Source organism: Micromonospora sp. DT233 (genome assembly GCF_049841815.1).
In the GTDB taxonomy this organism is placed as follows: Bacteria; Actinomycetota; Actinomycetes; order Mycobacteriales; family Micromonosporaceae; genus Micromonospora.
Genome location: NZ_JBNCLB010000006.1, coordinates 178711 through 200091, shown reverse-complemented (window position 1 = coordinate 200091; position 21381 = coordinate 178711). Strand labels below are relative to the sequence as shown.

The 21381-nt window shown below is 71.8% G+C and carries 23 protein-coding genes; 11 read left to right on the top strand and 12 right to left on the bottom strand.

Going from position 1 to position 21381, the window contains the following annotated elements; genetic code table 11:
- The first annotated feature begins 6 nt into the window (after nt 1–6).
- Genes ACLQ2V_RS16685 through ACLQ2V_RS16660 form a run of 6 tightly spaced genes read left to right on the top strand, consistent with a single transcriptional unit; the run spans nt 7 to nt 4775 of the window.
- On the top strand, nt 7–978 hold the full coding sequence (locus ACLQ2V_RS16685) for an LnmK family bifunctional acyltransferase/decarboxylase (protein WP_425719391.1): 972 nt from the start codon (nt 7–9) through the stop codon (nt 976–978).
- Nucleotides 975–1226, top strand: a complete 252-nt coding sequence (locus ACLQ2V_RS16680) for an acyl carrier protein (protein ID WP_425719390.1) — start codon at nt 975–977, stop codon at nt 1224–1226. Before ACLQ2V_RS16685 ends, ACLQ2V_RS16680 begins: the two co-directional genes overlap by 4 nt.
- Nucleotides 1223–2485, top strand: a complete 1263-nt coding sequence (locus ACLQ2V_RS16675; RefSeq protein WP_425719389.1) for a hydroxymethylglutaryl-CoA synthase family protein — start codon at nt 1223–1225, stop codon at nt 2483–2485. Before ACLQ2V_RS16680 ends, ACLQ2V_RS16675 begins: the two co-directional genes overlap by 4 nt.
- Nucleotides 2486–2496: 11 nt before the next feature.
- Nucleotides 2497–2736, top strand: a complete 240-nt coding sequence (locus ACLQ2V_RS16670) for a phosphopantetheine-binding protein (protein ID WP_425719388.1) — start codon at nt 2497–2499, stop codon at nt 2734–2736.
- The gene (locus ACLQ2V_RS16665) at nt 2733–3977 is read left to right on the top strand and encodes a beta-ketoacyl synthase N-terminal-like domain-containing protein (protein WP_425719387.1); all 1245 of its coding nucleotides are present in this window, start codon (nt 2733–2735) and stop codon (nt 3975–3977) included. The genes ACLQ2V_RS16670 and ACLQ2V_RS16665 overlap by 4 nt, the downstream gene beginning before the upstream one ends.
- A gap of 33 nt (nt 3978–4010) precedes the next feature.
- Nucleotides 4011–4775 carry a thioesterase II family protein gene (locus tag ACLQ2V_RS16660; RefSeq protein ID WP_425719386.1) on the top strand — a complete coding sequence of 255 codons (765 nt, stop codon included), beginning with the start codon at nt 4011–4013 and terminating at the stop codon, nt 4773–4775.
- A gap of 311 nt (nt 4776–5086) precedes the next feature.
- On the opposite strand, the gene ACLQ2V_RS16655 is transcribed toward ACLQ2V_RS16660, so the two are convergent.
- From ACLQ2V_RS16655 to ACLQ2V_RS16640, 4 genes are all read right to left on the bottom strand, one after another.
- On the bottom strand, nt 5087–5356 hold the full coding sequence (locus ACLQ2V_RS16655; RefSeq protein ID WP_425719385.1) for a DUF1778 domain-containing protein: 270 nt from the start codon (nt 5354–5356) through the stop codon (nt 5087–5089).
- Between the two features lie 70 nt (nt 5357–5426).
- The gene (locus tag ACLQ2V_RS16650; protein ID WP_425719384.1) at nt 5427–5897 is read right to left on the bottom strand and encodes a hypothetical protein; all 471 of its coding nucleotides are present in this window, start codon (nt 5895–5897) and stop codon (nt 5427–5429) included.
- Nucleotides 5894–6202, bottom strand: coding sequence for a hypothetical protein (locus ACLQ2V_RS16645; protein WP_425719383.1), 309 nt, complete (start codon nt 6200–6202; stop codon nt 5894–5896). The genes ACLQ2V_RS16650 and ACLQ2V_RS16645 overlap by 4 nt, the downstream gene beginning before the upstream one ends.
- A complete protein-coding gene (locus ACLQ2V_RS16640) occupies nt 6199–6570 on the bottom strand; it encodes a hypothetical protein (RefSeq protein ID WP_425719382.1) in 372 nt (123 codons plus the stop codon). Before ACLQ2V_RS16640 ends, ACLQ2V_RS16645 begins: the two co-directional genes overlap by 4 nt.
- A gap of 159 nt (nt 6571–6729) precedes the next feature.
- Between ACLQ2V_RS16640 and ACLQ2V_RS16635 the strand changes: the two genes are divergently transcribed.
- The 5 genes from ACLQ2V_RS16635 to ACLQ2V_RS16615 all read left to right on the top strand — a co-directional run bounded on the left by ACLQ2V_RS16635 (nt 6730) and on the right by ACLQ2V_RS16615 (nt 10998).
- Nucleotides 6730–6966, top strand: a complete 237-nt coding sequence (locus tag ACLQ2V_RS16635; RefSeq protein WP_425719381.1) for a GntR family transcriptional regulator — start codon at nt 6730–6732, stop codon at nt 6964–6966.
- 200 nt (nt 6967–7166) lie between these two features.
- Nucleotides 7167–7964 carry an ABC transporter ATP-binding protein gene (locus ACLQ2V_RS16630; RefSeq protein ID WP_425719380.1) on the top strand — a complete coding sequence of 266 codons (798 nt, stop codon included), beginning with the start codon at nt 7167–7169 and terminating at the stop codon, nt 7962–7964.
- Nucleotides 7961–8722: an ABC transporter permease gene (locus ACLQ2V_RS16625; RefSeq protein ID WP_425719379.1), complete on the top strand. Its 762-nt coding sequence runs from the start codon at nt 7961–7963 to the stop codon at nt 8720–8722. Before ACLQ2V_RS16630 ends, ACLQ2V_RS16625 begins: the two co-directional genes overlap by 4 nt.
- A 47-nt stretch (nt 8723–8769) precedes the next feature.
- The gene (locus ACLQ2V_RS16620) at nt 8770–9555 is read left to right on the top strand and encodes a MerR family transcriptional regulator (RefSeq protein ID WP_425719474.1); all 786 of its coding nucleotides are present in this window, start codon (nt 8770–8772) and stop codon (nt 9553–9555) included.
- Nucleotides 9556–9690: 135 nt separating this feature from the next.
- A complete protein-coding gene (locus ACLQ2V_RS16615) occupies nt 9691–10998 on the top strand; it encodes an MFS transporter (RefSeq protein ID WP_425719378.1) in 1308 nt (435 codons plus the stop codon).
- Nucleotides 10999–11098: 100 nt separating this feature from the next.
- On the opposite strand, the gene ACLQ2V_RS16610 is transcribed toward ACLQ2V_RS16615, so the two are convergent.
- The 8 genes from ACLQ2V_RS16610 to ACLQ2V_RS16575 all read right to left on the bottom strand — a co-directional run bounded on the left by ACLQ2V_RS16610 (nt 11099) and on the right by ACLQ2V_RS16575 (nt 21025).
- A complete protein-coding gene (locus ACLQ2V_RS16610; RefSeq protein ID WP_425719377.1) occupies nt 11099–11767 on the bottom strand; it encodes a DUF305 domain-containing protein in 669 nt (222 codons plus the stop codon).
- Nucleotides 11768–11866: 99 nt separating this feature from the next.
- Nucleotides 11867–12415, bottom strand: coding sequence for a hypothetical protein (locus ACLQ2V_RS16605; RefSeq protein WP_425719376.1), 549 nt, complete (start codon nt 12413–12415; stop codon nt 11867–11869).
- Between the two features lie 144 nt (nt 12416–12559).
- Nucleotides 12560–13666, bottom strand: coding sequence for a ricin-type beta-trefoil lectin domain protein (locus ACLQ2V_RS16600; protein WP_425719375.1), 1107 nt, complete (start codon nt 13664–13666; stop codon nt 12560–12562).
- Nucleotides 13667–13968: 302 nt separating this feature from the next.
- On the bottom strand, nt 13969–15153 hold the full coding sequence (locus ACLQ2V_RS16595) for a peptidase M23 (RefSeq protein ID WP_425719374.1): 1185 nt from the start codon (nt 15151–15153) through the stop codon (nt 13969–13971).
- A gap of 103 nt (nt 15154–15256) precedes the next feature.
- On the bottom strand, nt 15257–15871 hold the full coding sequence (locus ACLQ2V_RS16590) for a hypothetical protein (RefSeq protein ID WP_425719373.1): 615 nt from the start codon (nt 15869–15871) through the stop codon (nt 15257–15259).
- Nucleotides 15872–15877: 6 nt separating this feature from the next.
- Nucleotides 15878–19333 (bottom strand): protein kinase domain-containing protein, encoded by a 3456-nt coding sequence (locus tag ACLQ2V_RS16585; protein WP_425719372.1) that lies wholly within the window; start codon nt 19331–19333, stop codon nt 15878–15880.
- An 8-nt stretch (nt 19334–19341) separates the two neighbouring features.
- Nucleotides 19342–19932, bottom strand: a complete 591-nt coding sequence (locus ACLQ2V_RS16580) for a DUF7019 family protein (protein ID WP_425719371.1) — start codon at nt 19930–19932, stop codon at nt 19342–19344.
- 721 nt (nt 19933–20653) lie between these two features.
- A complete protein-coding gene (locus ACLQ2V_RS16575) occupies nt 20654–21025 on the bottom strand; it encodes an ArsR/SmtB family transcription factor (RefSeq protein ID WP_425719370.1) in 372 nt (123 codons plus the stop codon).
- Nucleotides 21026–21381: the final 356 nt, after the last annotated feature.

The following is a 21381-nucleotide window of genomic DNA, read 5'->3' as shown; positions in this document are numbered from 1 at the left end:
AGGACGATGGCAGCACCGCCGCCGGTGATGACCGGCGCCACGCCACTGGTCCGGGACATCACGGTGACCCCGGCGATGTGCGGCTACAACTCGTTGTTCGTCGGGCAGGTCGGCGACTGGACCTGGCAGACCGTCAGCGAGCTCTGCGGCACCGACGCGTTCACCGCCCGCGACGAGACGGGCGCGCCGACGTACCTCGCGTTCTACTACTACCACCTGCGGGGCAGCGCCGAGATGCACCTGCGCCGTTTCACGTTCGGCGACCGGCTGCGGGTGCTGTCGGCGGCGTACGGCTACGGCAGCGAGTCGGTGCTGACGCTGCACCGCATCGCCATGGCCGACACCCCGGCGGCGCGGGCGCGTGAGCTGGACCCGGTCGAGTTCTACGAGCGCCCGCGCGCCGACTGCCTCTACGTGGAGACCTTCAACCGCTGGGTGACCCGGAGCGTCGCGCGCAGCAACCGGGACCTGGTGCGCTCGACGCCCGTGGACTTCCGCCACGAGCACCTGCCGACGCTGCCGGAGCGCTACTCGCCGCGCGCCGTGTACCACCGCGCCCGCACCGCCCGCACCTTCGACGAGGACTTCGGCGGGGCAAGCGGCGGCGGCGAGGTAGGCGGCGGGGCGGGCGGCGGCGAGCTGGTCGTCGACGGGCACCGGAGCACCTACCGGGTCGACCCGACGCGCGACCTCAACGGCGTGGGCCTGGTCTACTTCGCCGCGTACTTCTCCATCGTCGACGCCGCCGTGTGGCGGCTGTGGCAGTTCCTCGGCCGGGGCGAGGACGACTACCTCGCCATGCGGATCACCGACGAGCGGCTCTGCTACCTGGGCAACGCCGACGCCGGGACGACGCTGGGCCTGACGAGCAGGCTGCGGCGGCGACCGAGCGGGGCGGAGGTCGTCGACGTGGTCGTCGAGGAGCACGGCACCGGCCGGCTGATCGCGGTCGCCACCCTCCAGGTGGGTGCGGCGTGAGCGCGCCGAGCCGGGAGGCGGTCACCGCCGCCGTGCACGGCGCGATCACCACGATCCTGCCGGGGCTGGCCCCCGCCGACATCGACCACGGCCGGCACCTCAAGGAGCTGGGCGCGGACTCGGTGGACCGGGTGGAGATCATCCTCGCCGTCACGGACCGGCTGGGCGTACGCCGGCCGCTCTCCGACTTCAACGACATCCCCACCGTCGGGGCCCTCATCGACCACCTCTGCGGGGTGCAGCCATGAGCGAGTACGGGCAGGTTCCGGAGCAGATCGGCGTCGAGGCGCTGAACGTCTACTGCGGGGTGGCGCGGATCCCCGTGCCGGTCCTCTTCGAGGGTCGGGGCCTGGACCCGGCCCGGTTGGACAACCTGATGATGAGCCAGCGCTCCATCGGCCTGCCCTGCGAGGACCCGGTGACCAACGCGGTCAACGCGGCCCGGCCGATCGTGGAGGCGCTGACCGCCGAGGAGCGCGCCTCGATCGAGCTGCTGGTCACCTCCACCGAGTCCGGGGTGGACCTGAGCAAGTCGGTGGCCTCCTACGTCCACGAGCATCTCGGCCTGGGCCCGCGCTGCCGGGTGCTGGAGGTCAAGCAGGCCTGCTACGGGGCCACGGGGGTGCTGCAACTGGCCGCCGGCTACCTGGCCGGTGCGGTCTCGCCGGGGGCCCGCGCCCTGGTCGTGGCCACCGACGTGGCGCTGGTCGACGCCCGCACCGAGTACGCGGAGCCGGCGACCGGGCACGGGGCCGCCGCCGTCCTGCTCGGCGACCGGCCCCGGGTGCTCACCCTGGACCTGGGCGCGTTCGGGCTGCACAGCTACGAGACGATGGACTCCGCCCGGCCGACGCCGCAGTTCGACATCGCCGACACCGACCGGTCGCTCTTCGCGTACCTCGACTGTTTCTCGCGCAGCTTCGCCGACTACGCCGAGCGGGTCGCGGACGTCGACTTCGTCACCACGTTCGACCAGTTGGCGCTGCACACCCCGTTCGCCGGGCTGGTCCGCGCCGCGCACCGCAAGATGCTGCGCGAGCACGCCGGCCGGGCCCTGGACGCCGAGGCCGTGGAGGCCGACTTCCAGCGGCGGGTCGCGCCGTCGCTGACGTACCCGAGGCTGGTGGGCAACCTCTGCTCCGGCTCGGTGTACCTGGCGCTGGCCTCGCTCGTGGAGCACGCCGACCTGACCGAACCGGCCCGGGTGGGGCTGTACTCCTACGGCTCCGGCTGCGCGTCGGAGTTCTTCAGCGGCACCGTCGACGCCGGCTCCCGGGCCGCGCTCGCGCCGCTGGGCATCGGCGCCCGGCTCGCGGCCCGCGGCGAGCTGACCTTCGAGGAGTACGCCCAACTACTCAAGGAGAACCTTCGGGTGCTCGTCCCCGAGGCACACCGCGAGATCGACGTAGCCCGCTACGACGAGTACCTGGACCGGGTGCCGGACCGACCGCCGATGCTGGTGCTCACCGGCATCGAGAATTTCCACCGCCGCTACACCTGGCGTTAGGGAGGAGCACGATGGACGACGATCAGGTCTTCGAGCTGGTCCGCAAGAACCTCTGCGTGGTGCTGCCGGAGGTCGATCCCGCCTCGGTGCGGCCGGACATGGCCATGGCCGACCTCGGCTGCAACAGCATCGACCGCACCGAGGTGGTCGCGATGACGATGGAGGACCTCGACGTGGACGTGCCGGTGATGGAGTTCCGGGACGTCTGTGACATCCGCACGCTCGTCGCGGTCCTGCGCCGGCACACATGAGCACCGGGCCCGCCGCCGTCACCGGCATGGGCGTGCGGTGTGCGATCGGCACCGGGGTCGCCGCGTTCACCGCCGCGCTGCGCCGGGGCACCTGCGGCATCACCGAGGTCCGGGACCCGGCCACACTCGGGCCCGCGTACGCCGCGCTGCTCGGTGAGGTGGACTTCGCCGAGGCCCTGGCGGGGGTGCCGGCCCCGGTGGCCCGTCGGGCCGGCCGGGCCGCCGCCCGCGCCCCGCTGGGGCTGCGGGCCGCCGTCGCCGTCGCCGTGCAGGCGTGCCACGACGCGGACCTGCTGGGCGGTGCGCTGGCCCGCGACCGCATCGGCGTGGTCGTCGCCGGGCACAACCTGACCGGCCAGTACGCCCAGCAGGTCGGCCAGACCCTGGCCCGCGCCCCGGCGCGGGTGCCCGGCCGGGCCGCGCTGCGGCTGCTCGACAGCGACCACCTCGGCGTGCTCAGTCACGTGTTGGACGCGGCGGGCGAGGGCTGCCAGATCGGCGGGGCGTCGGCCAGCGGCAACATCGGGATCGTCACCGGGGCCCGCCTGGTGGCCGCCGGCGTCGTCGACGCCTGCGTGGTCGTCGGCGCGCTGGCGGACCTGACGCCGCTGGAGATGCAGGCGCTGTTCAACCTGGGCGCGATGGCCGACCAGCCGTGCCGGCCGTTCGACGCAGGTCACCGGGGCTTCGTGCCGGGCCAGGCCAGCGCCGCGCTCGTGCTGGAGCACCCCGACTCGGCCCGGTCCCGCCGCGCCACCGTGTACGCGGAGATCGTCGGCGCGGGGATCTGCCTGGACGCCAACAGCGGGGCGAACCCCGACGAGCACGGCGAGGTCCGCGCCATGGCCGCCGCGCTCGCCGCCGCCGGTCGTCCGCCGGGCGACGTCGGGTACGTCAACGCCCACGGCACCGGCTCACCGCTGGGCGACCGCACCGAGGCCGCCGCCCTGCTCCGGATCTTCGGCTCCGGCGCGGACCGCCCGTGGGTCAACGCCACGAAGGCCCTGACCGGCCACTGCCTGTACGCCGCCGGCGTGCTGGAGGCGATTGCCACGATCGTCCAGTTGCGCGGCGGGTTCCTGCACCCCGATCCACGGTTGGTGGAATCGATCGAGCCGAGGCTGCGCCTCGTCGGCCGGGAGCCGATCCCGGCGCGGGTCGGCCTGGCGCTCTCCAACGGCTTCGGCTTCGGGGGCATCAACACCAGCGTCGCCATCGCGGTCGACGGAAACTCGCCATGATTCCTCGGACAATCGCATGAGAGGGGGCCGGGCATGACGTCAGCGCGGGTCGGTACGGCGTGGGTGGGTGGCCCCACCGACGAGACGGGGGCGCCGGTGCGGCTGTTCTGCTTCCCCCACGCGGGCGGGGGCGCCACCTCGTACCGCACCTGGCGACAGCCGCTGCTGCCGCACGTCGCGCTGGCCCCGGTCCAGCTTCCGGGGCGCGAGTCGCGGCTGCGGGAGCGGCCGGTGCGCCGGATGGCGGAGCTGATCGGGCCGCTCTGCGACGGGCTGCTGCCGTACCTGGACCGCCCGTTCGCCCTCTTCGGGCACAGCATGGGCGCGGCGATCGCCTTCGAGGTGGCCCACGAGATGAGCCGCCGGGGCTGGGGCGTCCCGACCCGGCTCTTCGTCTCCGGCCGCCGCCCACCCCACCTGCCCGCCCGCCGGCCCCCGCTGCACCTGTTGACCGACGAGCAGTTCCTGCCCGCCGTCAACTCGCTCAACGGCATCCCGTCGGAGATCCTCGACACCCCCGACGTGATGGCGCTGATCCTGCCGGCCCTGCGCGCCGACTTCGAGCTCAACGAGACGTACGTCCCCGGCGACACCGACCTGCTGCGCTGCCCGGTCACGGCGCTGACCGGCGACAAGGACCCGGAGGTGACGGTCGACGAGATGGCCGCCTGGCGGGACACCACCCGCGCCGACTTCGACCTGGCGGTCCTCCCCGGCGACCACTTCTACCTCAGACCGGCGGCCACCGACGTGCTGAACAAGGTCCTGCACCACCTGGCCACCCCTGACGCCCTCTGACGCGCCGTCAATTGTCGAAGGGATTACGCCCGAGAACGTCCTGGAGCACTTCGCGGAGGTTAACCGTTGCTTCCCGTTCCTGGTCTACCGCCACATCAGCAGTCGCACCAATTCTGTCCGCGACAGCCCGGATCTCCGCAGCGGATAGGACGACCGGAACGGACTTGCCGTCCGGCATCTCGAAAACTATCGACACAAGCCGCATGTCTCGGTCCGGGGTCACGCGCATAGCCATCATGCCGAGCCTTCGTTCCCGCAATTGAAGCTCGAAAGATCGTGCTCAGCGCATAACTCCTCTGAAACCCACTCACTCATCGACGAACAAACCGCTGCCTGCGCCTCGCCACGCGCTCCAGCGCCGGTGCTTCATCTGCCTGATCCAGAGAGGAGATCAACTCGTCGAACTGATCGTTCGGCATGATGACGTGATGCACCCGGGTGATCATTCGATCCGCAGCGGCATTCGCTGCGTCCAGAACGAAGGCGGAAACAGTTTGACTGGAAAGACGTGCCGCTTGGGCGATTCGCGCCTCGCTGTCCGGATCGGCCCGCATCTCGATACGTTGAGTTTTGGTAGCCATCGATCACACCTCCCACGTCGCCGTACGGCACTTGTACGGCGCTTTGCGAGCCTTGCGGAAACCAGCCACCCTATGTGATGGCGAAGAGGCGGTCCGTCGGGTCCACGACGACGGGCAGCACCGCGCCGGCCACCAGGGCCGGGCCGTCGGGGCGGATCGTGTCGGCCTCGAACGTGGCGAACCCGGGCCCGCTGATCCGCAGGCGAAGCTCCAGCCCGGGGTCCTCGCCGCCCAGGTGGTGTGCCACCGTCAGGATCTCCGCCGTCGCGGCGACACCGGCGACGGAGAGCCGACGCGCGTCACGGCGCGAGCGGGCCACCAGCCGCAGGCCGAAGACGCCGAACCCGACGCCTACAAGCGTCGCCAGCACGCCACCGGCGAGCAGACCCCAGAAGTCCACGGGTGACAGCCGTGGGTCCAGCGTCCCGGCGACGACGAACAGGACCGGGCCGGGCAGGCAGATGGCCAGGAAGACCAGCCGGCAGAGCAGCGCGCCGATCGGGCCGAGGCGCGCTTCCGCCTCGCGGGGAGCGCTCGTCACCCTCGCACCCTAGCCTTGCTCGGCGTGGCGCGGCGTCCGCCGTCACGGCCACGAGGAGCCCCCGGACCGGTCGATGAACGGGGAGACGGGTTGAGCTTGCGGAGCCCGGCCGGCTGGACGAAGAGCTCCCGCCGGGCGACCGCGTCCCCCTTCTCGTCCAACTGATAGCCCTCGATCCAGATCCACCCGTCGTACGTGATCCGGTCGGTCATCACCCGGATGAGGCGGAAGAGGATCGGCTTGCCGAACTGCACGCTGGCGGCGCTCGTCAGGTGGAGCAGGTCCCCCGCGGCGAGCGCGCTCATCGCCAGCCCAGCAGGGCGCGGTACCTGCGCCACTGCCTGATCCGCTCCCGCGCCGCCTCGGTCATCGGGCAGCACTCCGCCTCGGTGCACACCGGGCAGCGGTGGTGGCGGTGGTAGTCGAGGCAGTACCACGCCGACCGCACCAGGAGCGGCACTTCGAGGCGCGCGAACGCCGCCCCGCCCCGGCCCGGCGCGGGCCGACGGGGACCGGCGGCGGGTTCGGCGGGCGGGGCCGGTTCGGCGGGCGGGGCCACCCGGGTCTCCCCCGCGCCCCGGTACGCCCCGGCCTGCTCCGGGTAGGCGGTGGCCGGCCCTACCCGATCGAGCAGGGGCGGACGGCGGCGGCGCGCGAACGGCCAGAACCTCATGACCCCTCCCAACAGCGGGTTTACCGACACCTACGGAGGGTAGTCCAACCTGTCCTGTCGGTACAACACTTACGGCCGGTATTAGTCCTGTAGGACTACCAATCAGTCTCAGTCTTACCCAACGACCAAGTGAGATCGGGCATCCATAAGGTCCAACGCATGGTTGACGAGATGTCTCCGATCGCGCTCTACATCCAGCTCGCGAATCTCCTGGAGGCTCGGATCAAGTCGGGCGAGTTCCCGCCGCGCAAGCCGATCCCGAGCGAGCCACACATTCAGCAGGAGTACGGCGTCTCGCGGGGCACCGTCCGGGCGGCCCTGCGGCTGCTCCGGGAGCGGGGCCTGGTCGTGACGATGCCAGCCCGAGGCACATACGTCGCCGAGAAGAAGGCCTGACGCGACCCGACCAGCACCCAAGGAGGGAGGGTCGTCGTCTGCGGGTGCAGTTCTTGTCGCCAGGGCGACAAGAAGTGCACCCGATGACCGGGGTCCCACGATGTGAACCGATGGGCTGCGCCATTCGACCGCGGTGATGCCCGCATCCCCCGCGCGTGCGCTTGACCCTGACGCTGGGTCAGCCCTCCATGCTGAGCGTCATGAGCATCCCGACACCGACCAGACAGGTCGAACGCCCCGCCATCGAGGTGCGGGGCCTGGAAAAGTCTTTCAAGCAGGTGAACGTCCTGCGTGGCGTGGACCTCGAGGTGACCCGAGGCAGCATCTTCGCCCTGCTCGGCTCGAACGGGGCGGGCAAGACCACGGTGGTCAGGATCCTCTCCACGCTGCTGCGGGCCGACGCGGGAACCGCCCGGGTCAACGGCTTCGACGTCGCGACGCAGGCCGCCGACGTACGCGAGTCCATCAGCCTCACCGGCCAGTTCGCGGCGGTCGACGAAATCCTCAGCGGCCGGGAGAACCTGATCCTGGTCGCCCGGCTGCGGCACCTGAAGGACCCGGGCGCTATCGCGGACGACCTGTTGCGGCGCTTCTCGCTGACCGAGGCGGCGACCCGGCGGGTGGCGACGTACTCCGGTGGCATGCGCCGCCGCCTGGACATCGCGATGAGCCTGATCGGTGACCCGCCGGTCATCTTCCTGGACGAGCCGACGACCGGGCTGGACCCGCAGGCGCGCATCGAGGTGTGGCACGCCGTCAAGGAGCTCGCCGAGGGCGGCACGACCGTGCTGCTGACCACCCAGCACCTCGACGAGGCGGAGCAGCTCGCCGACCGCATCGCGATCCTGCACGAGGGCCGGATCATCGTGCACGGCACCCTCGCCGAGCTCAAGCGGCTGTTGCCACCCGCCCAGGTCGAGTACGTCGAGAAGCAGCCGACCCTCGAAGACGTCTTCCTCGCCCTCGTCAGCGCCGGAACGACCAAGGAGCAACGATGAACAGGCACTTCCTCGGCGACACCGCCGTCCTGCTGGGGCGCTCGCTGCGCCACGTCGCCCGCAGCCCCGACACCATCATCACCACCGCGATCATGCCGATCGCCTTCATGCTGCTCTTCGTCTACGTCTTCGGCGGCGCGATCGAGACCGGCTCCGACTCGTACGTGAACTACCTGCTGCCCGGCATCCTGCTCATCACGATCGCCTCGGGCATCTCGTACACCGCGTTCCGGCTCTTCCTGGACATGCAGGGCGGCATCTTCGAACGGTTCCAGTCCATGCCCATCGCCCGCTCCGCGCTGCTCTGGGCGCACGTGCTGACCTCGCTGGTCGCCAACCTGGTCTCGCTGGCGGTCGTCGTCGGCGTCGCCCTCATCATGGGCTTCCGCACCGGAGCCGGGGTGCTCGACTGGCTCGCGGTCGCCGGCATCCTGATGCTGTTCACCCTGGCGTTGACCTGGATCGCCGTGATCCCCGGCCTGACCGCGAAGTCCGTGGACGGGGCGAGCGCGTTCTCGTACCCACTGGTCTTCCTGCCCTTCGTCAGCTCGGCCTTCGTGCCCACCGAGTCGATGCCCGGCCCGGTGCGCGCCTTCGCCGAGCACCAGCCGGTGACCTCCATCGTCAACGCGATCCGGGACCTGTTCGCCCAGCGGCCGGTCGGCACGGACATCTGGATCGCCCTCGCCTGGTGCGCCGGCATCCTCGTCGTCGCCTTCGTGCTCGCCGACGCCGTCCACCGCCGAAGGATCGCCTGAGCCGCGTCGACCTGCGCCGGGCGAGGTGAGGGGAGGATCGAGGCACGCTGACGATCGGTCAACTGGCGGCGTACACCGGCGTCACGGTGCGGGCCGTGCGGCACTACCACCAGGTCGGGCTGCTGCCCGAGCCGGATCGGGACGATTCGGGTTACCGACGCTACGGCGCGACGGCGGTCGTGGCGCTCATCAAGATCCGTACCCTCGCCAACGCCGGCGTGCCGCTGTCCCAGATCGGTCGGCTGCTCGAAGCCGACGCGGCCACCTTCGCCGAGGCGATCCGCAGCATCGACGGCCGCCTGCGCGCCGAGATCGAAAGACTTCAGACCAGCCGTACGCAGATCGCGCAACTCGCCGCCGGGGACGCCCTGACGCTCCCGCCGGAGGTGGTCGCCTACCTCGATCGACTCCGGGAGATCGGCGCGTCGGAGCGGTTGGTGAACGGGGAACGGGACGGCTGGACCCTGATCGCGGCGCGCTGGCCCGACCGCGTCAGCGAGTTCATACCGGCGAAGCTCGCGGAGCTCAACGACCCGCAGACGGTCCGGCTCTACCGGGTGCTGTCGGCGATCTTCGACAGCGACGTGGTCGACGACCCGCGTCTGGAGGAGGCCGCCGACATCATGGCCTGCCTGGCCGAGCAGGCATCCGCCGCCGGGGCCGACCTCAGCGACAAGGCGTACGACGATCTGCCGCACGACCTGCTGGACGCGCTCGCCGTGGAGCGCGACCCGAGGACGAAGCGGTTGCAGGAGCTGATGCGCGAGCGCGGCTGGAACGGCTGGAACCGGATGGAGCGGGTGACCGACCCCCTCGACCGACGGTCGCCATGACGGGCGGATCCAGCCTGCCCGCTCTCCTGCGAAGGCGCTGCCCGAGCGCTCGCGCAGCGCCTTGACCCTCCACCTGGTCGAGGGGGCAGGCTGACCGCGCGCCGGGCCCCGACCACCCGGCGGCCTAGGAGCGTCATGTCCCTCGCCCACGCCCACGAGACCACCCAGGTACGTCGGGAGTCCGTCCCACGGCGCTACTGGATCTGGCTGGGCGGGGTGACGTTCTCCCTGCTCGGCTCGCAGGCCATGGCCTTCGGGATGACCTGGTCGGCCGCGCGCTGGGGCGGTGCCTTCGCGGCCCTCGTGCTCACCGCCATCACCCTGCCGAGGGTCGCGCTGCTGCTCTTCGGCGGCGCGCTGGCCGACCGCGTCGGGGCCTGGCGGGTGATGATCACCTCCGACTTCGTCATGGCCGGCGCGACGGTCCTGCTCGGCAGCACGGTCCTGGCGCTCGGCGTCCGGCCCTGGTTGCTGCTCATGGCCGCCCTGGTCATCGGCACCGTGGACGCCTTCTACCTGCCCAGCTCCGGCTCGCTGCCGAGGCGGCTGGTGCCCGGAGCGGCGCTGGCCCGCGCCATGTCGGCCCGGCAGGCGATCGGCCAGCTCGCCGCCTTCGCCGGCCCGTCCACCGGCGGGCTGATCGTGGCGACCGCCGGGCTCGCCGCCGCAGCCTTCGTGAACACCGGCACCTTCGTGGTCATGGCCATCATCCTGATCGGGCTACGCCCCCGGTCCGCACCGGCCGACGCCCCGCCGCCGGCCGGCGGCGGCAGCCTGCGCCGCTCCGCCGACGGGCTGAGGGTCGCCTGGTCCGATCCGCTGCTGCGGGCGACGCTGGGGATCATCGCCGTCGCCGCGGGCTTCCTGCTTCCGGTCTCCGGCCTGCTCGTCCCGCTGCTGGCCAACCAGCGAAACTGGAACGCCGGCACCGGTGGTGCCCTGGCCGGCACCATCGCGCTCGGCATGGTGGTGGTCGCCGTCGTCGTCACCGCCGCCGGGGCGTTCCCGCGTCCCGGCGTGGCCGCCGCCGGCGGGCTCGCCCTCGCGGCGGCGGGCGTCCTCGCCCTGGCGGTCACGCCCAGCACGGTGCCCGCCCTCGCGGCGGCGGCCGTGGTGGGTATCGGCGAGGGACTCTTCGCCACCCACGTCGGGCCGCTGGTCCTCGGCGGCGCACCGTCGACACACCTGGCGCGGGTCCAGTCCGTCCTGGTGCTCGTGCAGAGCCTTCCGCTGCTGCTGACGAACAACGCCCTGGGCTGGTTGCACGACGCGTCCGACGTCGACGTCGTGCTCGTGGTCTGCGCCGCGTTCCTGCTGGTGGCGGCGGCACTCGGGGTGCGTTCGCCGGTGTTGCGTACGGCGACCCTGGCCGCTGCGCCCAGCCGCCGCAGGGCCGGTGACGGAATGCCCGCGACCCAGGTTCGACGGGCACCAGGCCGGTGACGGAATGCCCGCGACCTCGGGCCGACGGGCGCACGGCCAGTGACGCAGCGTCGGCTGACGGGTGCCCGGACGTCGTCCGGCGGCCGGGCACCCGCGACCGTCAGAGCCGGGCGAGGATCTTGTTCATGGTGCCGATCTCGGCCTGCTGGGCCTCGATGATCCGCGCGGCGAGGGCCTTGGCGTCGGCGTTGGCACCGCCCTTCGTCTCGTCCCTGGCCATGGTGATGGCGCCCTCGTGGTGGGCGATCATCATGGTGAGGAAGCGCTTGTCGAAGGCGGTGCCGGTGGCCTCGGCGAGTTTCGCCATGTCGGCCTCGGTCATCATGCCGGGCATCTCGTGATCCATGCTCGGCATGACGTGCGGGCTCGCGCCGTGCTTCATGCCGGCCGACGCGGGCGTGCCCCAGGCGGTCAGCCACCCCGTCATGGTTTCGATCTCCGGCCCCTGGGCGGCCTTGATCTGAGCGGCGAGCTGCTTGACCTCCGGGTCGACGGCGCGGGTGGCAGCGAGGTCGGCCATCTGCACGGCCTGCTGGTGGTGCGGAATCATCATCTGGGCGAACATGACGTCGGTGGCGTTGCCGGTGCCGGGGTTGCCGCCCTGGCTGCTGCTGGCGGTCGGGCCGGCCGGGGCGGGGCTGTGTGCGCCCCCGGTGCTGCCGTGGTCGTCGTCGCCGCCGCAGCCGGCCAGGGCGATGGCGACGGTGAGGCCGAGCGCGGCCAGGACGGTGCGGCGCAGGCTGGTGCGGCGCAGGATGGTGCGAGTCATCGCGGGTCGTGCCTTTCGGTGTCTGGTGCAACTGCGGGCATGAGGCGGGCGCGCGACGCGGCCGACGGAGATGCTCCGCCGGGGCGGCGCGGGGCAGACCTATGTGCGCAGGACCGATACCGAGGCGAGGTGAAGTCCGAGCCGGCGCGCGGGCGGGGCCCGGCACCGTCCGACCCGAGGGGCCGACCAACAGCGGGTACGGGCCCGGCCGGCGCGGGTGACCAGCAGCAGCCCGAGGAGGACCGCGAGGCCGAGGACGGTGAGCACGGCCAGGCACACCTGCCAGCCGGGCAGGTGCCCGTGGCCACCCAGGTAGGCGGAGGCCGACTGCCCCTCGCAGGTCCCGCCGGCACAGCCGGCAGGCAAGGCCAGCACGACAGGCGGGATGAACACGGCAGGCCGGGCCAGCACGACGGACCGGGCCAGCACGGCGGCTCGGCCGAGGTGCCCACCGTCCATCCCGGCGGCCGTACGGCCGTGGTGCCCGGGGGCGGGGCCGACGGTGGTCTGGCCGGGGTGCCCGGCGTCGGCGCGCAGCGCCATGGTGGGGTCGTGGCCGAGGCTGTGCATGGCGGCCAGCCCGACGAGGGTGCAGGCCAGCAGCACGAAGCGGACCAGGGGCCCGGATCGCACTGCTGGCCGTGTCACGCGCCCCACGCTAGCGCGTCGCCGGGCACGCCCCGCCCGTGCCATGCCGGGCGGCCCGTCGCGGACCGGGCACCACCGGCGGACCCGGCGCTACCGGCGGACCCGGCGCCACCGGCGGACCCGGCGCCACCGGCGGACCCGGCGCTACCGGCGGCTCCACTGCTGGTTGGGCTGGCCGTTGCAGGTCCAGAGGACGAGCTTCGTGCCGTTGGCGACGCCCTGGTTGGACGCGTCCAGGCAGAGGCCGGACTGCACGCCGGTGATGGTGCCGTTGGTGTTGACGTTCCACTGCTGGTTCGTCCCGCCGTGGCAGTCGTAGCTGGTGACCTGGGCGCCCGCGCCGCTCCCCGCCGCGTCGAGGCACTTGTTGCCGGAGCCGGTCAGCGTCCTGGTGGACGTGTAGGTCCACTGCTGGTTCGCGCCGCCGTGGCAGTCCCACAACTGCAACTGGGTGCCGTTGGTGGTGGAGCTGCCGGGGATGTCGACGCACCTGCCCGACGGGGTGCCCACGATCGCGGTGGTCTGCCCGCCGCCGTTGCCCGGGTTGCCGATGCTGCCCGGGATCGACTGCAACGCGGCGTACCAGCGGGCGGCCATCTTGTCGTAGCCGGTGGCCGTGGGGTGGACGCCGTCGATCAGGTCGGCGGTGGTCAGGGCGCTGTACATGTCGACCAGGTGCACCCGTTTGCCGGCGTTGACCTTGCTCTGCACGATGCCGGGGATCGCCGCGTTGAAGGTGCGGACGGCGGCGTTCTGGCCACTGTTGGAAAGCGGGGTGAGCTGCGCGACGAGCACCTCGGCGGTGGGTACGGTGGCGGTGATCCGGTCGATCAGGCCGGAGAGCCGGTTCGGCGCGCTGCTGACGTTGTAGTTCTGCAGGATGTCGTTGGTGCCGATGTGCACCAGGACGGTCTGCGGCCGTTGGGTGTTCAGCCAGCCGACGATGTTCGCGTCGATCTGGTCGATGCGCCAGCCGGGATGCCCCTGGTGGTCGTGGTCACCGAGGGCGGCGGGCCCGTTGTACTGCGACCCGACGAAGTCGATGGTGTACCGGCCGGCGGCGAGGCGCTGCCAGAGCCCGATGCGGTACCCGCCCGGCACCTGGGTGCCCTCGGTGATCGAGTCGCCGAGCGGCATCACCCGCACGCCGCCGTTGGACTCCGCGTGGGCCGGACCGACGGGTGTCACCACCCCGGCGATCATGACGCCGATTCCGACGACCGCCGCGAGCCATCTTGCCCTCGTACGCATAGTTTTCTCCCCTGCGGTGGTGGTGGAGCTGGCCGAGGACGTGGGTCGATCGGGACGGCCGCCGTGGCGAGCCGGCGACACGGCCGGGAACGGGCTCGACCGGCCCCGGCGGACACGGCCGCCGTCGTCGCCCGGCGCAGGCCGATCGTCATGCCCGGTGACGATGCGACCTCGGCGCGGGGACGGATGTTCGCCCTCAAGGGATAGGCTAGCGTAAATATTTGCCCCCGGTGCGCAGCGGAGCCGGGAAGGGCCCCGTGGGGTCCTTCCCGGCTCCTAGCGTGATCTCGGGGGTGCGTGCGTCAGCAGGTGCCGTTGAGCGCCTTGGCCGAGCCGGTGTACATGTACGCGTCGGGGATCCAGGTGCCGTCGCTGAGCTTGTTCCACAGGGTGGAGGTGCCCCAGCGGCCGGTCCGGCTGGTGCCGGTCGACGAGCAGGAGACCGTCGCCGTGGCGCCGTCCGCGATCGTGCCGACGATGTCGTACCCGGTGCCGGGCCCGGAGCGTCGGCTGACCGACGTGTCGCCGTTGCCGTCCACGATGCCCTGGGTGAAGCCGAGCGCGCCGTAGTTGTAGAGCGTCCCGCCCACGTTGCGGCGCGTCGAGCCGTGCAGCGCGTACCCCTCGTAGGCCGTGCTGCCCTCTCGCGGCACCCACTTGCCCAGGTTGTGGGTCGCCCACGCCACGTACGCGCTGTTCTGCCGCAGCCCCAGGTGCACGTGCCGGCTGCTGGCGGAGCCGCCGCAGGTGATGTCGGTGCCGGTGTTGCCGAGGAAGGTGCCCGCCGAGACGGACGCGCCGTCGACGCTGATGTTGTTCCACAGGTGGTAGTAGTCCGTGGCGTAGCCCCGGTCGTGGATCACCCGGATCCACCCCTTGCACATCGTGTACGCCGTGCCGGCGCGCACGGCCAGCACCCGCTCGTCGCCGCCGTACAGGTCGATCGAGCTGAACGGTCGCGGCGAGCCGGACCAGCCGTGCGGGCCGCCCCGCAGGATCCAGGACTGGTCGAGGGCGAACGGCAGCCGCATGCCGGTGCGGTAGTCCCCGTTGGCCGACATCGTGCCGAAGCCAGTGAAGGCGGCCTTCTCCGGAGCGGCGACGACGGAGGCGGGCGCGGCCGACGCAAGCTCGGCGAAGGTGGCCTCACCCTCGAAGGCGACCTGCCAGTCACCGCGCTGCTGGCGGGCGACGAAGACCCAGCCGGAGGGGTACTGCCCTTCCTCCTGCGGCGCGACGAGCACGGCGGTGCCGAAGGCCCAGTTCCGGCCGTCCCGGCGGGTGACGTTCACCCGGGTGTCCGCCACCCCGGCGGTGCGGAACGCCTGGTCGGCCGCGACCGCGGCCTCCGCGAGGAGCTTCTGCTGCACGGCGGCGGTGACGTCGGTGGCCGGCGCGGCCTGGGCGCCGCCCGGCGCGGAGCCGAGCATGGTGGCACCGAGCAGGACCGCTGCGGCGGCACCGAACCAGCGTCGAGTACTGATCATGTCTCTCCAGGGGTTGAGAGGCTGACACGTGTCCGACGGACGATATACGAGAGATCAACTACTGTCTATGAAAAGTGATCGACGGGCGTCACGCCCCGCTGGCCTACCGGTCAGGAATGGAGACGCCGTCGCCGTCGAGGGGCGAGCCGTCCAGTGCGCGGTCGGTCTCGACGACGGTCAGCTGCACGATCACGTTGCCGTCGGAGGTCGGGAAGCGGGTGAAGCTCAGCAGGACGAAACCCGAACGCTTGCTGCCCCGCACAGCGTCGTCGAGGGGCCGCGTGCTCACGCCCTCGACCAGCCACCGGTGCAGCGGCTGCGCGTCCTCGTCCCGCCAGCCCCTCAACCGGGCGTGGTGGACCGCCAGGGTCAGCTTCTCGGCCAGGTATCCGGGGTCGCAGACGCTGATGATCGTCAGCTCGAGTGCCTCGAAGCGGTGCGCCGCCCCGAAGTGCCACCGGACCCGCACCTCGCGGACGCCCGGGGTCAGCGGCCGCCCGAAGAACATCCAGTCGTACGCGTCCAGGAAGGGCGCCCGGCTCCTGAGCCAGTTGTCCCGGTCCCGCTCCAGCACCACCCAGGGCGAGGGGACGTCGTTGAACTCGTCGGTCCACACGACCTCGGGGAGCTCCCAGGCGTCCAGCCAGGACCTGACGCGTTCCCGGTTGGCGAGGAACTTCGCCCGCAGTTCGTCGTGCTGGCGGCGGCGTCCGAACATGTTCGATCACTCCCCGTACTCCCAGTCGAAACCCCAGATGCGGACGTTGCCCCGATGGTCGCCGGTGACGACGGTGCTGAAGGAGGCATCGGCGCGTACCGCGTTCACCCGGACGGGGTGGCTGTGCAGCGTCCGGATCCGGTGCCCCGTCCGCAGCTCCCAGACGTCGACGCTCTGCTCTCCCGGGTTGGCCACCACGGCGAACCCGCCGTCGGCGGAGACCGCCACCTCCTCGGCCCCGACGAGGGGACGGGCGGGGTCACCGAGGGCCCTCCCGTCGAAGACCGGATCTCCGCTCGCGGCGGCCCAGACGACGAAGCCCTCCAGGGCACCGATGACCGCCAGGCGACGGGCGTCGGCGAAGGCCAGGGCCATCGCGGAGCTGTGCTTGACCCGATCGAGGTGGTACCGCGGGCGCCTGTCGCCCGGCCGCCACGCGGTGAGGCGGCCCATCTCGGCCAGCAACAGCACGCCGGAGGCGAAGCGGACTTCCGTGTGCGGGTCGACGGGCGTGAACGTCCGCAGGATCTTCCTCGTGTCGATCGACCGGACCTCCACGGTGGTCGTGTCGCCGTCGCGCAGCTGCACGGCGACCGAGCGGGACACCTCGTCGGCCGTGACACCGTCGATCGTTCCGCGCCCGGTGCGGATCGTCGCGACGCAGGTCGCGGCCCGCAGTGACCACACCGTCGCCAGCCCGTGCCCGAATCCGACCGTCAGCAGGTCGCCCGAGATGTCGAGCGTCGTCTCCCCCTCGTCGTGGGGCAGGGCGCCGGCGACCCTGAACCGCGGCCGGAACGTCGCGGTGTCGTGGCAGGCCACCGACCCGTCCGAGTAGCCGATGACCAGGTCACGCCCGCCCCTGGCGAAGTGCAGCGTGGTGGCGGGGTTGCGTTGCTGGAGCACCGAACCCGCCTTCTCGAGGGTCTCCAGGTCGAAGACCTCGACCTCGTCGACGTCGGCGGGAAAGGCGAAGAGCCTCCCGGAGTCGCTGACGTCGAAGGCGCCGTGGGTGAGCATCAAACTCGACAGTTCCTGCTCCACCCAGACGCCGGCCAGCCCCACCCGCCGCAGGTGCCGTCCCGCGCTGCGCGCGGCCCGCCGCAGCCGAGGATGGCGTCGGTGCCCGGGGATGGCCCTGGCCTCCCGGATCGCCTCGGTCGCGCGCCGCCCCTCCCCGGCCGCGATCATCGCTTCGATGCGGGCCATGACCTGCTCGAACGCGCGTTCCTCGTGCGCCAGGACCTCGACCGGGCGAGGCGGCGCGTACGACCAGGGAGCGAGGTGACCGCCGATCGGCATGGGGAGGCGGGACAGCGAGGTCCCGTCGCGGAAGCCGCCCGATTCGGCGATGACGGCGTACCCGCAGTCGCCGCTGAACGCCGTGGCGTCTCGACGCGTACCCCGCTGCTCCCAGTCCTTGGGGAAGGTGCGCACGCAGCGGCGGTTGGCGAGCTCGAGGACCTGGAGGTCGCCGGTCCCGGGATCGAGCAGGGCCCAACCCGCTCGGCCAGAGAGCCCCAGCAGGCGGTAGCCCACGAGCCAGGGCACCTCCCACCGTCGCGGCTCGTCCCAGACCCGCAGGTCCACCGTCATCATGGCGCCGACGCCGAGCCTCAGGACGACTGATCCGTCCGTCGCCAGGGCGGATCTCTGGTCGTCGCCGCCCACCCCGTCGACGGGCAGGTGCAGGCTCCGCATCCTCGTGCGCCGCAGCGGCCACCACTGCTCCACCGTGTGATCGACACCGGAGCCGGGACGCCCCAGCGAGGCGGAGACGCACACCTCGGCCCCCGGGCCGAGGATCACCCGGGTGACCCGGCCCGGGTGGGGCTGGATGGCGACGACCTGTTCCCACCCCTCGGTGCGGAAGACGAGGACCCGGCCGTCCGCCGTTCCCACGGCCGCGAAGCCGCCCTCGGGGCTGAGCGCCACGGCCGTTCCTCCTTCCAGCCGCCCCTCCCGCTCGGCGGTCCCGGCGGCGAGGCGCCACCGCTCGACCACGGAATCCCGGTAGCAGACGAGGACCCGCGCGCCGGCGTGGTCGATCGCGACGTCGACGGGAGCCGGACCGGATTCGGCGAGCTCACCGACCACCCGGCCCTCGAACGCGTTCCAGATCCGCACCCGGCCCGACTTCTCGGCGACCACCACGTGCGTCGCATCCTCGTCGCAGGCCATCGCCACGACCTCGCCGGCCAGGTGCCCGAACACCTCGAGCGTGCCCCTCGGCGTCAACCGGGCGCAGCGTGCGCTGGCGGCCGCGATCTCGGGCGAGCCCGGATGCTTCCGGTCCGCCTCGGCCAGCTTGCTGGCCGCGAGGACCCCGTCGCCGCGTTCCAGGTGCACCAGCGCGGCCAGGTAGTCCGCCTCCCAGGAGTCCCCGGTGGCGCGCAGCTCCGACAGCAGGGTCTCGTCGGTGACGAGGCCGTCGGCCCACCTGATGATTCCGTGGTTGTAGACCGCGCGGACGTTCTGCGGGTCGATCGCCTTCGCCCGCTCGAAGAGCTCGATCGCCCGGCGCTGCTCGCCGAGGTCCCACAGCGACAGCGCCTTGTTGGACAGCCCGTCGGCCTTCAGCGACGGCGAGACCCGGCCGGGACGCGGATAGGGGCTCCCGGCGCGGTCCGCATACACGCCCAGCAGGACCGCCTCCGCCTCGGCGGTGTCGCTGATCCGCGATCGGGGGTCGCGGGCGAGGCAGCCCGCGAGGAGGTCACGCAGCGACGATGGGAGATCGCCGCGCAGCTCCGCCAGCGCGTCCGCACCGTCGGGGCCCCACTGCCAGAGCCGACGCCCGTGCAGCAGCTCGATCACCGTCAACGCCCAGGACCACAGGTCGCTGCCCCGGCCGATCCGGCCCTCCGGATCCATCTGCTCGGGGGAGCAGTACTGCGGGGTGAACCCGCCGAGCGTCGCGTACGTCGTCCCGGCCCCCTGCGGGGAGCCCGGGAGGGGTGCCTTCGCCTTGGCCGTGCCGAAGTCGGTCACCCGCACCGTCTCGCCGTCGTACATGACGTTGGAGGGTTTGATGTCCTGGTGCACCAGGCCCGCCGCGTGGGCGTGCCCGATGCCGCGCAGCATCTGGATCGCGACGTCGAGGGCCCGCGGGAGGTCGCGGCACCGCCCCTCCCGCACCGCCGAGGTCAGGTCGCCGCCCGCGACCCACTCCGCAAAGATCACCGGGTACGCGCCGACGCGCTGCACGTAGTTGCAGCCGACCACGTTCGGATGCGGGTCGAGCTCGGTCCAGGCCTGCGCCTCCTGAGCCAGCAGGTCGAGGATCCCGGGTGCCGAGGCCAGGTCGGGTCGCGGCGTCTTCACGGCGAGGTCGACGCCCCAGGCGAGGTGGTGGGCGCGGTACACGAACCCCATGCCGCCCGTCTCGACGACCTCCTCGATGCGGAACGTGTCGAGGACGGTCTCCCCCGGCCGCCACCGGATCACCTCCCCCGTCTCCACGCCGGGCCCTAGTCCACCAGCGCCACGTAGATCGGGCTGCCCAGCAGCGTGCCGCCCGGCCCCGGCTTCTCGGCCAGCCGTTTGGCGACGAACTCCACCCGCTGCGTCGGCCCCGGGAGCAGGGCGCCGGTCTGGGCCAGCGCCTCGTGGAAACGCTCGTCGTCGAACTCGCCCGGGTCTGCCTGGAGTTCCTGAAGCTTGCGGAACAGGTACGGCGGGACCGAGCCGATCGGTTCGGCAGCACCGCCGCCGATCACGTGCGACGCGGACCCGCCAAGGACGATGATCTGGTCGTCGAGCGTCCCCGCGAAGACCACGATGCCGAGGCTGGGGAAGACCTTCCACCGCATTTCCAGGCAGGCCTGGAAATAGGGGCCCGGCTCGGTCGCGGTGCCGATCTGGTCGGCGTCCTGCAGGTGCCGGATCACCTTCTCCAGCTTGTCGAGGTCGTGGCGCTCGGGCAGGACCGCCTTGCGGCTGTAGCGGACGACCTTGAGGTCCACGGCGATCTCGGTCTCGTGCTGCGCGGAGGAGGCGACCTGTGCCGCGAGGAGCCCGAGCTTGAGGTGCGACAGGTAGAGGTAGTACGTGAGGCTCACAGTTGCCCTCCGGTCACCGGGAGATGCTGAGACTCAGCCTACGTGGCACGCGCTCGCGCCGTCGATCGACAATCAACCATGTCGACCCACCTGCCCGTGGGGTTTCCTCACCCCCTGCGAGTCGGCACCAAATGCTGTCGGTAAGCCGGTGTGTGCTTTCGGGGCCGCCGGACTCGGGCCTGCGCCGGTACGCTCGCGGCCGTGGTGGACACGGCGGCCGTTCAGCAGGCACTGGCCAATTTGGCGACGCGACTGGCAACCCCGGTGGACTTCATCGACATCCACCGCAGGCCCGCGTCCGGGCACAGCCCCAGCCCGGTCGGGGCGGACGGTGGCTCTGGACCACACTGCGGACGCAACGGCTGGGTGCCTACCTGCGCGACGCCAAGGCGGTCCGCAACCGGCTCGCCCACGGGGCCGATCCCCACTCCGCACCGAACACGTCCGGCACGCTCTACGACCGCCAGGGCGGCAAGACCTCCATCACGCTGATGTGGGTAGAGGGCTTCGTGCAGGCGACCCAGGACCTGGCAACGATCACCGCACTCGAACTCACCGCCGACCCCACACTCATCCCCGACTGGCCGGTGCCTCCCCGCACCGGCGTCAGCGCGAACCCTCCCCCGCCCCCGTATTGAGACTTCGACGATTGCTGCCGTCGGCGGCTCGGGCGCTCTGGATGATGTGCAGGACCGGGGCGCTCATGGACCGGCACTTCCGTTCAGCGGGCCTTCTTCGTCGCCCGCTTGCGGGGCGGCGTCAAGAGCTCGGCGATACCCGCGATCGCGGACGGCACCAGGCGGTAGTACGCCCACACGCCACGCTTGTCCCGTTCGAGCAGACCAGCCTCGGTGAGAATCCGAAGATGATGGCTCACGGTCGGCTGGGACAGCCCGAGCGGCTCGGTCAGGTCGCTCACCGACGCCTCGCCATCGGGAGACGACTGGATCAGGCTGAGCAGACGCAGTCGAGCCGGGTCGGCAAAAGCCTTCAGCACTCCCGCGAGCCGCTCGGCATCGGCGCGTTCGATCGGCTCGCCGGCAAGGGGCGAGATGTCAGGCATCATCATGTTGGCGGATCCCACATCCTCCATAGTCGCAACAACACCGCCACGAGGCGGGCAGAACGAGGGACAAATCACGCCTACCTCACGGGCGGCCTGGTCCGAGACCGGCTCGGCGGGACCAGCAACGAGTACCACCGAGCCGCCTGAACGGATCGACGAAACCGCAGGGCAGGGCAGCCGTCGGCGGGACAGGGCCGGGCGGCGGGGATCTCGTCGCAGGAGCACCAAACATTCGCAGGGCCCCTCCATGAACTTGTGCGCCCGAAGGGATTCGAACCCCTGACCTTTTGATCCGTAGTCCGACTCCGCCAGGGGGTTATCCCCCCGCACCAATGCGGGGGAAAGCTGCCTTCTGCCGAACTACCTCGCACTCATAGCGTGAG

Excerpts from the sequence above, each read along its gene's own strand:
- ACLQ2V_RS16685 (WP_425719391.1), top strand. The coding sequence starts at position 7 with ATGGCAGCACCGCCGCCGGTGATGACCGGCGCCACGCCACTGGTCCGG.
- ACLQ2V_RS16675 (WP_425719389.1), top strand. The coding sequence starts at position 1,223 with ATGAGCGAGTACGGGCAGGTTCCGGAGCAGATCGGCGTCGAGGCGCTG.
- ACLQ2V_RS16670 (WP_425719388.1), top strand. The coding sequence starts at position 2,497 with ATGGACGACGATCAGGTCTTCGAGCTGGTCCGCAAGAACCTCTGCGTG.
- ACLQ2V_RS16665 (WP_425719387.1), top strand. The coding sequence starts at position 2,733 with ATGAGCACCGGGCCCGCCGCCGTCACCGGCATGGGCGTGCGGTGTGCG.
- ACLQ2V_RS16660 (WP_425719386.1), top strand. The coding sequence starts at position 4,011 with ATGACGTCAGCGCGGGTCGGTACGGCGTGGGTGGGTGGCCCCACCGAC.
- ACLQ2V_RS16655 (WP_425719385.1), bottom strand. The coding sequence starts at position 5,356 with ATGGCTACCAAAACTCAACGTATCGAGATGCGGGCCGATCCGGACAGC.
- ACLQ2V_RS16645 (WP_425719383.1), bottom strand. The coding sequence starts at position 6,202 with ATGAGCGCGCTCGCCGCGGGGGACCTGCTCCACCTGACGAGCGCCGCC.
- ACLQ2V_RS16640 (WP_425719382.1), bottom strand. The coding sequence starts at position 6,570 with ATGAGGTTCTGGCCGTTCGCGCGCCGCCGCCGTCCGCCCCTGCTCGAT.
- ACLQ2V_RS16635 (WP_425719381.1), top strand. The coding sequence starts at position 6,730 with ATGGTTGACGAGATGTCTCCGATCGCGCTCTACATCCAGCTCGCGAAT.
- ACLQ2V_RS16630 (WP_425719380.1), top strand. The coding sequence starts at position 7,167 with ATGAGCATCCCGACACCGACCAGACAGGTCGAACGCCCCGCCATCGAG.
- ACLQ2V_RS16625 (WP_425719379.1), top strand. The coding sequence starts at position 7,961 with ATGAACAGGCACTTCCTCGGCGACACCGCCGTCCTGCTGGGGCGCTCG.
- ACLQ2V_RS16615 (WP_425719378.1), top strand. The coding sequence starts at position 9,691 with ATGTCCCTCGCCCACGCCCACGAGACCACCCAGGTACGTCGGGAGTCC.
- ACLQ2V_RS16610 (WP_425719377.1), bottom strand. The coding sequence starts at position 11,767 with ATGACTCGCACCATCCTGCGCCGCACCAGCCTGCGCCGCACCGTCCTG.
- ACLQ2V_RS16600 (WP_425719375.1), bottom strand. The coding sequence starts at position 13,666 with ATGCGTACGAGGGCAAGATGGCTCGCGGCGGTCGTCGGAATCGGCGTC.
- ACLQ2V_RS16595 (WP_425719374.1), bottom strand. The coding sequence starts at position 15,153 with ATGATCAGTACTCGACGCTGGTTCGGTGCCGCCGCAGCGGTCCTGCTC.
- ACLQ2V_RS16590 (WP_425719373.1), bottom strand. The coding sequence starts at position 15,871 with ATGTTCGGACGCCGCCGCCAGCACGACGAACTGCGGGCGAAGTTCCTC.
- ACLQ2V_RS16575 (WP_425719370.1), bottom strand. The coding sequence starts at position 21,025 with ATGGAGGATGTGGGATCCGCCAACATGATGATGCCTGACATCTCGCCC.